The 13,553-nt window shown below is 64.4% G+C and carries 10 protein-coding genes; 4 read left to right on the forward strand and 6 right to left on the reverse strand.

All coding sequences use genetic code 11. The features are described from left to right. Nucleotides 1–29 precede the first annotated feature (29 nt). Nucleotides 30–689: an RraA family protein gene (locus tag ABIC76_RS04040; protein WP_354533068.1), complete on the reverse strand. Its 660-nt coding sequence runs from the start codon at nt 687–689 to the stop codon at nt 30–32. A 139-nt stretch (nt 690–828) separates the two neighbouring features. On the opposite strand from ABIC76_RS04040, the gene ABIC76_RS04045 reads away from it, so the two are divergent. Together ABIC76_RS04045 and ABIC76_RS04050 are read left to right on the forward strand one after the other, a co-directional pair. Next, nucleotides 829–1,773: a LysR substrate-binding domain-containing protein gene (locus ABIC76_RS04045; protein WP_354533069.1), complete on the forward strand. Its 945-nt coding sequence runs from the start codon at nt 829–831 to the stop codon at nt 1,771–1,773. A gap of 209 nt (nt 1,774–1,982) precedes the next feature. Continuing rightward, a complete protein-coding gene (locus ABIC76_RS04050; RefSeq protein WP_354533070.1) occupies nt 1,983–2,831 on the forward strand; it encodes a DUF2242 domain-containing protein in 849 nt (282 codons plus the stop codon). Between the two features lie 70 nt (nt 2,832–2,901). On the opposite strand, the gene ABIC76_RS04055 is transcribed toward ABIC76_RS04050, so the two are convergent. Beyond that, complete coding sequence (locus ABIC76_RS04055; protein ID WP_354533071.1) at nt 2,902–3,816, reverse strand: LysR family transcriptional regulator; 915 nt, start codon at nt 3,814–3,816, stop codon at nt 2,902–2,904. 146 nt (nt 3,817–3,962) lie between these two features. On the opposite strand from ABIC76_RS04055, the gene ABIC76_RS04060 reads away from it, so the two are divergent. Together ABIC76_RS04060 and ABIC76_RS04065 are read left to right on the forward strand one after the other, a co-directional pair. After that, nucleotides 3,963–4,361 (forward strand): RidA family protein, encoded by a 399-nt coding sequence (locus ABIC76_RS04060; RefSeq protein WP_354533072.1) that lies wholly within the window; start codon nt 3,963–3,965, stop codon nt 4,359–4,361. A 170-nt stretch (nt 4,362–4,531) separates the two neighbouring features. Continuing rightward, a complete protein-coding gene (locus ABIC76_RS04065; protein ID WP_354533073.1) occupies nt 4,532–5,011 on the forward strand; it encodes a VOC family protein in 480 nt (159 codons plus the stop codon). 29 nt (nt 5,012–5,040) lie between these two features. Here ABIC76_RS04065 and ABIC76_RS04070 read toward each other — a convergent pair whose 3' ends face one another. The 4 genes from ABIC76_RS04070 to ABIC76_RS04085 form a co-directional block, all read right to left on the reverse strand. After that, nucleotides 5,041–5,514, reverse strand: a complete 474-nt coding sequence (locus ABIC76_RS04070) for a DUF4019 domain-containing protein (protein WP_354533074.1) — start codon at nt 5,512–5,514, stop codon at nt 5,041–5,043. 37 nt (nt 5,515–5,551) lie between these two features. Then, nucleotides 5,552–5,941, reverse strand: coding sequence for an outer membrane protein assembly factor BamE (locus tag ABIC76_RS04075; RefSeq protein WP_354533075.1), 390 nt, complete (start codon nt 5,939–5,941; stop codon nt 5,552–5,554). Between the two features lie 53 nt (nt 5,942–5,994). Next, on the reverse strand, nt 5,995–11,307 hold the full coding sequence (locus ABIC76_RS04080; RefSeq protein ID WP_354533076.1) for a YadA-like family protein: 5,313 nt from the start codon (nt 11,305–11,307) through the stop codon (nt 5,995–5,997). An 888-nt stretch (nt 11,308–12,195) separates the two neighbouring features. After that, nucleotides 12,196–13,506 carry a chloride channel protein gene (locus ABIC76_RS04085; protein ID WP_354533077.1) on the reverse strand — a complete coding sequence of 437 codons (1,311 nt, stop codon included), beginning with the start codon at nt 13,504–13,506 and terminating at the stop codon, nt 12,196–12,198. Between the last annotated feature and the right edge of the window lie 47 nt (nt 13,507–13,553).

A 13,553-nucleotide genomic window follows, 5' to 3' on the forward strand; every position in this document is an offset into this window, starting at 1 on the left:
GCTCCGATTGAAGATTGTCTGGGGTCGGTTCATCGAACGGCGATGGCTTCGAATTCTTTGTCGTGCATCACCTCAGCGACGGAGCGGCCCGCGCGCACGGCTGCAACCATGCCGTCCTGACGGCGGGCGATGCGCTCACCAAGGTCGAGCACCTCTTCAATGCGATCAGCTGGCACGAATACCGTGCCGCAACGGTCGGCGATGACGAAGTCGTTCTCGTGCACGGTGACGCCTGCCATCAGAACCGGCTTGCCAGAGTCGATCTGGATCACGCGATTGCGGGCGCTGATCATCGTGATTCCACGGCCGTAGACCGGGTAGCCGATCGATTCACTGCCTTCGATGTCGCGACTGAGACCATCAATGACCGACCCTCGAACCTGCTTGGCGGTGGCTGCGTTGGCCAGGATGTCGCCCCAGCACGAAATGCCCTCCGCACCGCCAGCAATGACCAGAACGCGATCATCCGTTGTCACCGCATCAATCACCGGCGATATCAGGTGCACCGTAGGCTTGGCGTCGGCCTTGGGGCCCAGCTGAATGGTGCTGGCCCGGCCGACGATCTTTGGGCAGTCCCAGAGCGGGCGCAGGCCGACCGTCGCGCCTCGCAGGCCAAGGAAATCGAGCGCATCGGACACCGTGTTTGTGTCGAGCGATGCAAGGCGTTCTAGGACAGAGGTCTGGTTCATTTCACGGGTCTCGGTTTGCAAGTGAGACCATCGTCGTATCTGCAGACTGATATGTAAATTTTCCGTTTCGTATCTGTCTGATACGATTTTCGGAATAGAGAAATAACCCCCACATTCCTGACTTGGTAACGGACTCGACATGAACAACGCGATTGATTTCAGGCTGATACGCCAACTGTGGATGTTCCTCACCGTGGCCGAAGAGCAGCACTTTGGCCGGGCAGCGAAACGCCTGAACATGTCGCAGCCGCCTCTGACCGAGCAGATCAAGGTGCTGGAGCAGTCCCTCAAGCTCCAACTGTTTCATCGCTCTCGGCGGGGCACACAGCTGAGCCCTGCAGGCGCGGCCATCCTACCCGCCGTTCGTCAGTTCGCCGCCCAGGTCGAGCGTCTTGAACGCGTGGTACGTGAGGTTGCAGCCGGCCAGTCCGGCGTGTTGCACGTGGGAGCGATTACTTCGGCCATGCTGGAAACGGTCCCTCCCTTGCTATCCGAACTCAAACGCGTGCATCCGAACCTGACGGTATTTGTGCGGGAAATCGACAGCGGTGACGCTATTCCCGCATTGGAAGCCGGAGAACTTGATCTGGCCTTCGTCCGTTTGGATGGCGAAGTCGGCAGTGGCATTGCCACGATGCCGCTTGCGGAAGATCGCTTGGCCGTGGCGTTGCCACGGGAACATACGCTCGCCGCTTTGCCGAGGGTGCGGCTGCGGTCGCTTGCCGATGAACAGCTTGTGATGTCTTCGCGGCAAGTCAGCCCGGTCTACTTCGACATGCTGACCTCCGTTTGCCGTTCGCACGGCTTAACGCCCCGGGTGATGCATGAGGTGCGTTCAGTGACATCGCAGATTGCTTATGTTGGATGCGGCCAGGGCGTCGCGCTGGTTCCTGCTTCAATGCGAAAGCTGGCGCCGGAGAATGTCGTTATCCGACCGTTGAAGGAAAAGGTAATGGTCGTCACGGCCGCCGCCGTCTGGAATACGAACCGGCATCATCCGATGGTGGACGAGGCTGTCGCGTGGCTAACCCGGCGGAACGCGCTGCGCCGCCCAGTCAGGCCGAGCCCAACGAGACCCGCTTAGATTTCTAGAGAATCTCTACTTTGGTAGGCCGGTGGGAGGTCACTGGCGCGCGGAAGCGACAGCAGGCCCGCCACGTCACCCGACAAACTTATAATGTCGCCCGGCCACCCACGCCGCCATTGCCCGCCGCGCACAAAACTTGCGCCGTACCTGCGGTGGCGCGCCACCGGGCCGCTCCACCATCCGGCCGAGCCCTTTTGCCCTACGCCATGCCCTATCGCTTCCGTCCGTTGTCTGTTTTGTGTGCTGCTGTCAGCGTCGCTGCCGCTCTGGCGGCGTGCAGTTCTGCGCCCACGCCGCTCTATCAGCAGGAGCAGTTCGATGCGGCGGCAAGCCCGTATGCGCGCACCTTCCACGCCAAATCTGACGCAACGTGCGAGGCGGCGCGCCGCGCGCTGCTGAGCCAGGGCTATGTGTCGACTTCGCCGCGCCCGGACACGATCGACGGCAGCAAGAATTTCCAGCCGAGCAACGATTCGCACGTGGTGATCTCGTTCCACGTGGTGTGCGCAGAGGCCAATGCAGACGGCACCTCCAGCACGGCCTATGTAAACGCGGTGCAAGACCGCTACGCGCTCAAGAAGACGAGCACGTCGGCCAGCGTGGGGTTGAGCATCCTGGGCTCGGTGTCGCTGCCCATCGGCTCGGGGGACGATTCGATGGTCAAGGTGGCCAGCGAGACGATTCCGGCCGGGGTGTTTTACGAGCGCTACTTCAACCTGGTCGACCACTTTCTGAAGATCGACCCGGCGCGCAAGGACCACAAGGTCGCCAAGGCGGCGGAGAAGGAACACGTGGCCCCGCTGCCCGAGCCGGCGCCCACACCGCAGGGCGAGCCGATGAAGATGACGACGCCCGTGGTGCCCACGCCAGCCGCACCGCCTGTGCCGGTGGCGGCGCCCGCTTCCGCCCCTGCGCCTGCGCCGGCACCGAAGGCGCCTGCTGAGGCTGCACCGGCATCGGCGCCTGCGGTGACCACGCCGCCGGCACCCGCAGCGGCGCCGAACCCGGCACCTGCGTCTGAACCCGCCAGTTCGACAACGGGTGGGGCAAGCTGAAGGGCTCCATCAAAAAACAAAGCCGCCTTTGGGGCGGCTTTTTTGTTGGGCGTCGTACATCGGCATTCACTCAACCCGCCAACGGCGCATGACGCGCCATCAACGCATCTACCCAGCCCATGAACGCCCGCAGCTTGGCGCTGACATGCCGGTTGGGCGGAAACACCAGATACATCGGCATGGGGGTGAGGTGCCAATCGGCAAACAGCGGCACCAGTTCACCGCGCGCCACGTGCGGCTCGCCCATGTAGTGCGGCAACCAGACCACGCCCATGCCGGCCACGCCGGCCGCCAGGTAGGCATTGCCGTCATCCAGCGCAACCACATAGCGCGCCCTCACGTTGAAGGTTTCATCGTCACGCTGCAGCGTGAGCGGCCGGAGCTTGCCGCTGAGCGTGCTCAGAAAACCCACCACGCGGTGGCGCGGGTCTTCCAGCTCGCTGGGGTGCAGGGGCGTGCCGGCCTGCTCCAGATAGCTGGGTGCCGCATACACGCCAAGCCGCAACGCGCCCACGCGGCGGGCCTGTAGGGAAGAGTCGGCAAGCTCGCCGCCGCGTAGTACGCAATCGACGTTGTCGCCAATCACGTCGACCATGCGGTCGCTCGCGCCAATATGAAGCTGGATATCGGGATACCGCGCGTGGAATTCGGGCAGGGCGGGGGCGAGGATCAACCGCGCGAAAGGCGTCGGCACATCCACGCGCAGGCGCCCGCGCGGGGCGGCGGATGCGGTGGACAGGCTGGTGTCGGCGTCCTCAAGGTCGGCCAGCAGGCGCACGGCGCGCTCGTAGTAGGTGGCGCCATCTGCGGTGACGTTGACCTGCCGCGTGGTGCGGTTCAGCAGCTTCACGCGTAAGCGGGCCTCCAACTGCTGGACGAGCTGGGTGACGGTGGTCTTGCTGATCTCCAGCGTCTGCGCGGCCTTGGTAAAGCTGCCGGCCTCCACCACGCGAACGAAGGCCTGCAGTGCATCGAATCGGTCCACGTCGGCTCCTGCTTCAGGAAGATTGTTTGGCAATGGCAAACAGTGATTGTAGGCACGGGCGGTTTATTCCCGGGGTGCGAATGCATACAGTGCCGTGGCTGCGCAGCCCATTAGCCCAATTTTCTTACCCTGCAAGGAACCGATTCATGTCTGCACGCGATGTTGTGTTTCCGGCCGCGCGCCAAGCGCTGTATGAGCAAAACCGCTATTCACCGGCCATCCGCTCCAACGGCTTCTTGTTTGTATCGGGCCAGGTGGGCAGCCGGCCGGATGGCTCGCCCGAGCCCGATCTGCAGAAGCAGGTGGCGCTGGCCTTCGAAAACCTGAATGCGATCCTCTCTGCCGCCGGCTGCACGTTCCAGGACGTGGTGGACGTGACGGTCTTTATCGTCAACCCCGAAACGCAGTTCGAGCCCATCTGGAAGGTGGTGGGAGAGCATTGGGGCGAGGCACCCTACCCCACGCTCACCGGCATTGGCGTGACGTGGCTCTACGGCTTTCAGTTCGAGATCAAGGTGATCGCCAAGCTGCCTGAGCCGGCATGACGGGGGCGTCAAACCTACGAGAATCAGTACCCGGCGCCCGCGTAGGAATGTGAGAGAGTGCAAGCCACGGCAATCGCAACGGCAATGGCATCCACGTCACATCACGGGCGCGCGCAATTTGTGGAATGCCTCGATCGCACATGCCGGCGCCCGCCCCTGAGGAGACATGCATGGTCAGCAAGAACACGATCTGTCTGTGGTACGACCGCGACGCGCTGGATGCGGCCAACTTTTACGCCGAGACCTTCCCAGACAGCAAAGTCACCGCCGTGCACCGCGCGCCGGGCGACTACCCCGCCGGCCAGGAGGGCGACGTGCTGACGGTGGAATTTACCGTGGCGGGCATTCCGTGCCTGGGGCTGAACGGCGGGCCGCAGTTCAAGCACAGCGAGGCCTTCTCGTTTCAGATTGCGACCGACGATCAGGCCGAGACCGATCGGCTGTGGAACGCCATCGTCAGCAATGGCGGCGAGGAAAGCATGTGCGGCTGGTGCAAGGACAAATGGGGCCTGTCGTGGCAGATCACGCCACGCGCGCTCACGGCGGCCTTTACCGACCCAGACCGCGCGGCAGCCAAGCGCGCCTTCGACGCGATGATGACGATGCGCAAGATCGACATCGCGGCGATTGAGGCGGCGCGGCGGGGCTAAGTTTTGACCAGACAGCGTGGGCCGCGTGGTCACTTCTGTGCCTGCGCGGCCCCCTCCTGGTTCTGACGCGGGTCATAGCCGGTGAAGTACCAATGCCCGTCCGCTCCCAGCTGGAAGCTCACCTTCTCGTAAATGACGCGGCCATCCGTCAGCCGCGTTGCATAGTCCACGTTCGCATACAGGCCGTCGGGAACATCCTTGACCTTCGTATAGGTGAGCCGCGTGACCGATGCCCAGCCGCGCTGGCTGACAGTCCCCACAGACTTGCGCGCTTGCACGAGCCCAGCGGCAAAGCGATCGGCCGTGTAGATGCCACGCACGAAAGGTGCGGTCTGCTGCCAGAGCGTGGTGTAGTCGCCCGCGTCAATGCGCTTGAGTGCGAGCGTAGCGTTGCCGAGCAACTCGTCGGCTGAGTCACCCGCTTCCGCGCCGTGGGCGAGCACGGAAGCGGTGGCAAGGGCGCAGGCCGCAATCATCTTCAATGCGCCGTTAAAACGATTCATCAACGTCTCTCCGTCTGATCTTGGTGTGGCTCGTGACTTACTGGGCGGGCTTTGCGGGTGCAAAGGTCTCGCACTGCGGGTCGGCCCAGCGCGTCTTGGTCACGCGGTTGTCGTCGTCAAACTGGATCTGGTACTGGCACGTGACGGGCTTGTCTGCGCTGCGGAAGTGGAACAGGTAGTTCCACACGCGCACGCGGAACACGCTTTCATGAAAATGCGGCACGCCGATCAGCTCATAGACCTGGCCCTTGGTCATGCCGGGCTCGACCATGCGCAGGTGGTCAACGTTGGGGAACGAGCCCTCGGGGGTCATCGCCGTGTCCGGTTTGGGGAACGCGGTGTCGGTGGGGCCGGGGCCCGCGCATGCCGCAAGGGCGAAGACGCACGAAAGCATGGCAATGCAGGCGGGGATTGAGCGCTTGTTCATATCAGGAATCCGAAAGAGGTCACGTTGCGGTGGTTGCTGTGTTGGGGCGGGCCTCACCACTGATACCCGGCACCGACCACGGCGCCATACGTGCCGCGCGTGTTGGTGGAGACAGCGGCCTTGTAGATCCAGCGGTTGTTTTCCGACACCGTCGAGATACCGAGCGCCTGACCCGACTGGCCGTTGTACACACTGCCTGCCACTGCCACCATGCTCTTGCCGGGGCCGGTCGGTTGCGGCAGACCGGCCATTGCCATCGCCATGGCGGTGCCGCCGTCGGCATCGCGCCGGTACGAATCGATGCTGTTGCGCAGGCCCGCGACCTGGTTGTCGGTGTAGTTGTTCGCTTGCGTGATGGCGTTGTTCAGCTGTGACACGTTGACGGCATCGGTGGGGGCTGTGCCGGCCGCTACGTTGATCACCTGCCGCGACAAGGTGGACGAGCCCACCGAGACGACATCCGTACGGCCGCCGTCGTTGCTGCCCGCGCCAATGGCGGTGGACCCGCTGCCGGTTGCCACTGCGCCCGTACCCACGGCAGTGGAGTTGTTGGCGGTTGCCTGCGAGCTGTTGCCCAGCGCCGTGCTGTTGGAGCCCGACGCCACGGCGCCCGTGCCACCCACTGAAGAGTTGGGGCCCGGCGTGGCGGGGGGCGTGTTGTTGGTGCTGCCGTTGGGCGAGGTGGACGTGAAGGTTCCGCCGTTGTTGTTGATGTACGTCGTCAGCTGCTGCTGAACCGCCTGCAACTGCGACACGTTGACCGCATCCGACCCCAGGCGGCCGGCCGCCACGCCGGTGATCTGGCGATTGCCCACGTTCAACTCACCCGACGAGGTTTGCGGCGCCGTCAACCCGAAGGCCATGTAGTTGGTCAACGCGCCCACCGAGGTAAGCGAGCCGGCGCCCAGCGCAACGCTGTTGGCAAACGTGGCGTTGGCGCCCGAACCCAGGGCCATGGCATCCACCGCGTTGCTCTTCGCACCCGAGCCAATGGCGATGCCGCCCGCCAATGCCGCATTGGCGTTGGCACCTTGCGCGATCGACTGCGCACCATCGGCCGTCGATCCGCTGCCCAGTGCAATCGCATCGGCTTGGCCCGAGGTGGCGGCCTGCCCGATGGCAACGCCGCCCGGCGCAGTCTGCTGGACGATCGCGCCGTTGCCGATGCCGACGCCGTTGTCACCGTTCACCACCGTCGTAGGCCCGACCGCCACCGACTGCGAACCGACCGCGAGCGAATCGGCCGCCGTGGAGTTGGCATGGAAGTACAGCGTGGGCGTGACCGCGAACGATTGCAGCGCGCCGGTCAGCTGGCGGATTGTGGCTGCATCGTGCTGGCCGGTGCCGTCGGCCACGTTGGTCAGTTGGCGGTACGTGTTGCCGGCAGCGCTGCCGAACGACACGGCACCCAGCAGCGTTCCGTCGGATGTGTTGAACGGCACGGCATGGCTGCCTGCCGGGATCGAACCGGTGCCAGAGGCAACGGCGCGATCCGAGATGGCACCCGAGCCGATCGCCACGCCGCCCGCTACCGATACCGAGGACAGCGAACCGAGCGCGAGCGCATTGGCCGTCAGCGCCTGCGCACCGTTGCCGGCGGCAAGACTGGTGGCGCCGGCGGCAACCGCCAGCGGCCCGATCGCCACGCTGTCGGTGCCAGTGGCCTGGCTGTCGGCCGCCGTGGAATTGGCGTGGAAGTATTTGATGCCGCCGCCGTTCTGGATGCTGGTGATGGTGTTGCCGAGGTTCGTAACGTTCTGGTTGGTCGCGAAGAGCTGCGAGCCATTCACCGCATCTGTGCTGGTGGCATTCAACGCCCCGGGTGCAACGTTGGTGATGACGTTGGGCCCCGTGCCACCGTGGTTGGCGCTGAAGGCGCCCGTGCCGCCGTTGGCGGTCGGGTCCCACAGCAGCGCGTCGTTCTTGGTCTGCGTCAGTTCGGTTTGCACCGATTGCAGCTGGCTCACGTTCACGGCATCCGTTGCGGCCGAACCAGCGGCGACGTTGGTGATGCGGCGTTCGTTGCCGGCCGAGCCCACCGAGACCTCGCCCACCGGCGACGTGCCGGCCAGCGGTGCCGTGCCGGGGTTGTAGGCAGCGGCGCCCAGGTTGGCCGTGGTGGTGGAATTGGCGCCGAGCGCGACGGAGTTGGCTGCGGTGGCCCGCGCGCCGTTACCCATGGCGACGCTGTTCGCGCCGCTGGCAACCGCTTGCGGCCCCACGGCCACGCTTTCCGTGCCGGTGGCCTGGCTATCGGCCGCCGTGGAATTGGCGTGGAAGTACTTGATGCCCCCGCCGTTCTGGATGTTGTTGACCGTGGTGAAGATGCCGTCCACCGCCTGGTTAGTCGCGAAGAGTTGCGAGCCGTTGACCGCGTCGGTGCTCGAATTGCTGAGGCGGCCTGCGGCGACGTTGGTGATCTGGCGTTCTGCGCCGAGCGCGCCGACGCTCACGACGCTGGTTGGGTTGGTACCCGCAAAGTTGCGCGTGGCACCGGCGACGACTGCACTCGCTGTGGGGTTGGATGCGGCGGTAACGGAGCCGGAGCCGAGTGCCACGTCGCCGGCATTGGTTGCCCGTGCGGTTGCGCCCAGTGCCAGCGCGTTGGCGGCTTGTGCCTGGGCGCCGTTACCCGTCGCCACGCTGTTCGCCCCAGTGGCGATCGCGAGCGGCCCCACGGCCACGCTGTCCGTGCCGGTGGCTTGGCTATCCGCGGCTGTGGAGTTGGCGTGGAAGTACTTGATGCCCGCGCCGCTCTGGATGTTGTTGACGGTGGTGGAGATGCCGTCCACCGCCTGGTTGGTCGCAAACAACTGCGAGCCGTTGACCGCGTCGGTGCTCGAATTGCTCAGGCGGCCTGCAGCGACGTTGGTGATCTGGCGTTCTGCGCCCAGCGCACCGACGCTCACCACGCTGGTCGGGTTCGTGCCTGCGAAGTTGCGCGTGGCACCGGCGACGACGGCGCTGGCCGTTGGGTTGGATGCGGCGGTGACGGAGCCGGAACCAAGCGCCACATCGCCGGCATTCGTTGCGCGTGCAGTTGCGCCCAGTGCCAGCGCGTTCGCCGCCTGGGCTTGCGCGCCGTTGCCGGTTGCCACGCTGTTCGCCCCGCTGGCGACCGCCAGTGGCCCGACGGCGACGCTGTCCGTGCCGGTGGCTTGGCTATCGGCCGCCGTGGAGTTGGCGTGGAAGTACTTGATACCGGCGCCGTTCTGGATGTTGTTGACGGTGGTGGAAACACCATCGACGGCCTGGTTGGTCGCGAAGAGTTGCGAGCCGTTGACGGCATCGGTGCTCGAGTTGCTGAGCTGGCCAGCGGCGACGTTCGTGATCTGGCGCTCTGCACCGACTGCACCGACGCTCACAACGCTGGTTGGGTTGGTACCCGCAAAGTTGCGCGTGACACCGGCGACGACGGCGCTGGCCGTTGGGTTGGATGCGGCGGTGACGGAGCCGGAACCAAGCGCCACATCGCCGGCATTGGTTGCACGTGCAGTGGCGCCCAGTGCCAGCGCGTTCGCGGCCTGGGCTTGCGCGCCGTTGCCGGTGGCGACGCTGTTCGTGCCGCTGGCGACCGCGAGCGGACCGACGGCCACGCTATCTGTGCCGGTGGCTTGGCTATCGGCCGCCGTGGAGTTGGCGTGGAAGTACTTGATGCCCGCGCCGTTCTGGATGTTGTTGACGGTGGTGGAGACGCCATTCACCGCTTGGTTGGTCGCAAACAACTGCGAGCCGTTGACCGCATCGGTCGAGCTGCTGCTCAGCCGTCCGGCTGCGACGTTCTGGATCTGCCGTGGGGCGGCGGCCGAGCCGACACTGACGACGTCGCCTGCTGCCGGCGTGCCACCTGCGAACGTGTAGGTTGTCCCTGCGATCGTGGCGTTCGGCGTCTGCACGGCTGCCGATACTGTCGAGGCATTGCCGAGGACGACTGCGCCGTCGAGGCCGCCGGCTACCGTCACGCCGTTGCCGACCACGAACGCGTTGTTCGCATTGATGGTGTTGTTGTTACCGAGCGAATACGAACCCGAGCCCGTGATGGTGCTCGGATCGCCGATGGCGCCAGAGTTGGCACCGCTGACGACGTTGTTTGTGCCGATGCTCACGCTGTTGGTGCCCGTAGCCCGCGCGCCCAGACCCATCGCAACGGCGTTCGTGCCGGAGGCCACCGCATTGTTTCCGAGGGCCGTGGCCGATACGCCGGACGCTGTTGCGCCACTGCCCATGGCCGTTGCACCACTTTGCGAAGCCACCGACGCATTGCCCACCGCCACGCCAAAACCGCCCGCGGCCGTCGACTGAACGCCGATGGCGATTGATCCAGTGGCGGATGCCTTGGCGTTCAAGCCAACGGAGGTGGTGCCGTTGGCAGTTACACCAATGCCCGCGTTCGTGCCGATCGCAACGTTGTCGTTGCCGGATACCAAGTTACCCGCGGAAGCGGCCAGCGTGCCGTCGTACGTGACCGTGCCGTCGTACGTGACCGTGCCATCGCCCGTGCCGAACGCGACGTTGCGCGTGCCGGTGACGCCGGACCCGGCGCCACGCATCGCGCTTGCGATACCGCCGCCCACTGCTGTGTTCTGCGCGCCGCTCACGAGCGTGCCGGTAGCGATACCGACGGCGACCGAGCCGGTGTTGCCCGTGGTCGAGCCCGCGCCGGCGCCCTGACCCGCGGCAACGGTGCCGTCGCCGATGGCAAGCGCCTGTCCGCCGAGCGCAAGCGCTGTGTTGCCGCTGGCTTTTGCGCCGTTACCGACAGCGGTGGCGGCGGCATTCGTAGCCTGGGCGTTTGCGCCAAGCGCGACGGCGTTGTCTGCGGTTGCCTTTGCCAACGACCCGACTGCGGTCGACAAGTTGCCGCTGGCAACGCTTTGGACGCCGACACCGATGCCCGCCGTGCCGCTGGCAGTGACGTCAGTGCCGATGGCGATCGTCGAATCGGCAGTTGCACCGGTACCCGGAGCGGTGCGTGCACCCACGTTGATGGAATTGGTACCGGAGGCAATCGATTGGAAGCCGACTGCCACGCCGTTAAGCCCCGTGCTGTTGGCGCCATAACCGACGGCCGTGGCCCCGCCTTGCGTGGCTGTGGACATATAGCCGACACACGTCATGCTGCCGCTGTAAGCGTTGTACGGGGCCGTAGAGCAGTTCGCCTGCGCCAGCGCTTCTTCCGGCACTGCCGCGCCAAAGACAGCCACCGCCGCCGCGATGAGCGTCATCGCACCGCTGGCGGAGTTCAGGCCGGAGGCGCGCCCGCTATGCCGGACCGAACCGCCCTTCCCTTTGGCCTTATCCAGCTCCGACGCCGCCACCCAGGCGCCGAGCGCCTCATTCCAGATCGTTTTGTAGGACTTGTTCATTTGGATTCCACCGTGCTCGCCAAGAGCGCAAGAAAAGGAGAAAACCGGGTCAGCCATCGCGCGGCACACACCAAAAAGACGAACGCGCCCGAGGCGCCCGCAAAAGCTGCGGGTTCCCGATTGATTGGAACTGCCAGAAATTCGAAAGCCGACCACCACGCGGCTTTAAAAAGGACGCAGCGACTCGCCGCCCCGATCAGGAGCGTCTTCAATACGGCAGAAGTTGAATGCTGGTCCGCTGAGCCGAATGTTCAGTGGTCAACGGCTTGGCCCGTCAGGGCGCGGGAAATCAGGGCGGATCGAAAGGCCACTTGATCGCGACTTGAATTGTGCGGGCGGGGCATGGATCGACACGTGGCGCGTGCCTTGTATTTGCCCAATCGTTTGCCCTGACCGTGTAGCTCGTCGTACTCATAGCTACCGTACCCCCGGTAGATGCGGCTTTTTTATTGACGAAGGAGCGCCAACTCAAGCACATACCCGTGTTGATGTGCAGGGGCTGAGCGGGCGCGGAGGGAAGACTCTAAATTCTGAACAAAAGTAGACGACTTTGTGAATTGTGTCTAGATAATTAGGACTACAAATCTCGGTGTTTTTACAATTGGCAAGGTCAAGTATGCGTGTTTTGGTAAACCAAATGATTTAGATATGCTGATCACCGAGAATTATTAATAAAAGGAAATATTCAAGCGGGGTATCGATGAATAAAGCCACACGCTCATAGGGGCCAATATCATCGATGACATTTCCAAGAACGTTTTTTGCGCAAAGAATAAAAAAGCGGCACGCCTCGGTATAGGGCGTGCCGCTTTTTAATTGCGCACGAATTGGGTGACCTGGAGGACCGCTCCGCGAGCTGTGTGTGCTCGTGCCGTGGGACGAACGTCTTCACTGCGCCGCGGGGCGCGGCACCGCCGCACGAAACCGATGCGCGAGCGTGTGATAGAACGACGGCGTCAACGTCTTGGAGACCTGGCTGGACAACAACGCCACCGCCATGAGCGGCAAGACCATCTCGTGGCCGTCGATCATCTCCATCACGATCACAAACGATGTGATGGGCGACTGCGTCACCGCCGCCAGGTAGCCGACCATGCAGAGCGCGGCCAGGCTGGGTAGCGGGATCGCCGATGTCACGAGCGACATGACGTTGCCGAGCCCCGCCCCGATCGCCAGCGACGGCGCAAAAATGCCGCCCGGGATTCCGGACAGGTACGACGCAATGAGCGCCCCGAACTTGAGCACCGCATAGAACGGGGAAAGGGCTTGATGGGTTTCGAGCAGGCCGCGTGCTTCTGCATAACCGCTGCCGAACGTCGTGCCGCCTGACACCAGGCCGATCAGCGCGATGGCGACACCGCACAGGAAGGCAAACAACACCGGTTGCGCTTGGCGGATGTCGACCAGCCGTGCAGGCATCCAGCGCGGGATGTTGAGCAGCAGCCAGCAGAACGCGCCGCCTGCCACACCGCAGATGGCGCTTGCGCCAATCACCACAGGCACCAGCGCGAGATGAAATTGCCCGATGGCCTGGATGCGCCCGAAATACAGGTAGTTGCCTTGCAGGCCCAGCGCGACCACGCCGGAAAAAATGATGGCGGTGATGAGCGTGCCGCTGTTGCGCGCCACGAAGCTGCGCGTCAGTTCTTCAATGGCAAAAACCACACCGGCCAGCGGCGTGTTAAAGGCGGCCGCCAGGCCTGCAGCTGCGCCGGCGAGCGTGAGCTGTCGCTCGATGTGCTTGCTGCTTCGACGATAGCCCCGCCGCATGGCGTACATGAGCGATGCGCCGATCTGCACCGTGGGGCCCTCCCGGCCGATCGTGAAGCCGCAGAGGATGCCGAGGAACGAGACGACGATCTTGCCCAGCATGATGCGCACGGAAAGCAGCGCACTGGATAGTCGCCCGTCCTCCAGTGTTGCGATGACCTGCGGAATGCCGCTGCCCTCGGCACCGCGAAAGAACCGGCGCGTGAGCCAGATGGCAAGTGCTGCGCCGACCGGCGTGATGACGATCGGCAGCCAGAACGCGTGCGACACCATGTTGCGAAACAGCTCGAAACCCACATCGATGAGCTTCGCGTAGGCCACGGACACCAGCCCCACCAGAACGGCGCCGAACCAGAAGATGCCGTAGTTAGCCCAGAGTCTCCTGGCCCGACGCACTGATTTATCTGCGATGTGGAGAGGAGAAAACATGGGGAGGTGGGGGACGGGTTCGGGGAAGCGGAGATTATAGGACCCGG

Origin of the sequence: Ralstonia sp. 1138 (assembly GCF_040544795.1) — a bacterium.
Taxonomy (GTDB): domain Bacteria; phylum Pseudomonadota; class Gammaproteobacteria; order Burkholderiales; family Burkholderiaceae; genus Ralstonia; species Ralstonia flatus.

Coding starts and splice junctions, on each gene's coding strand:
- ABIC76_RS04040 (WP_354533068.1), bottom strand. CDS start 689: ATGAACCAGACCTCTGTCCTAGAACGCCTTGCATCGCTCGACACAAAC.
- ABIC76_RS04045 (WP_354533069.1), top strand. CDS start 829: ATGAACAACGCGATTGATTTCAGGCTGATACGCCAACTGTGGATGTTC.
- ABIC76_RS04050 (WP_354533070.1), top strand. CDS start 1,983: ATGCCCTATCGCTTCCGTCCGTTGTCTGTTTTGTGTGCTGCTGTCAGC.
- ABIC76_RS04060 (WP_354533072.1), top strand. CDS start 3,963: ATGTCTGCACGCGATGTTGTGTTTCCGGCCGCGCGCCAAGCGCTGTAT.
- ABIC76_RS04065 (WP_354533073.1), top strand. CDS start 4,532: ATGGTCAGCAAGAACACGATCTGTCTGTGGTACGACCGCGACGCGCTG.
- ABIC76_RS04070 (WP_354533074.1), bottom strand. CDS start 5,514: ATGAATCGTTTTAACGGCGCATTGAAGATGATTGCGGCCTGCGCCCTT.
- ABIC76_RS04075 (WP_354533075.1), bottom strand. CDS start 5,941: ATGAACAAGCGCTCAATCCCCGCCTGCATTGCCATGCTTTCGTGCGTC.
- ABIC76_RS04080 (WP_354533076.1), bottom strand. CDS start 11,307: ATGAACAAGTCCTACAAAACGATCTGGAATGAGGCGCTCGGCGCCTGG.
- ABIC76_RS04085 (WP_354533077.1), bottom strand. CDS start 13,506: ATGTTTTCTCCTCTCCACATCGCAGATAAATCAGTGCGTCGGGCCAGG.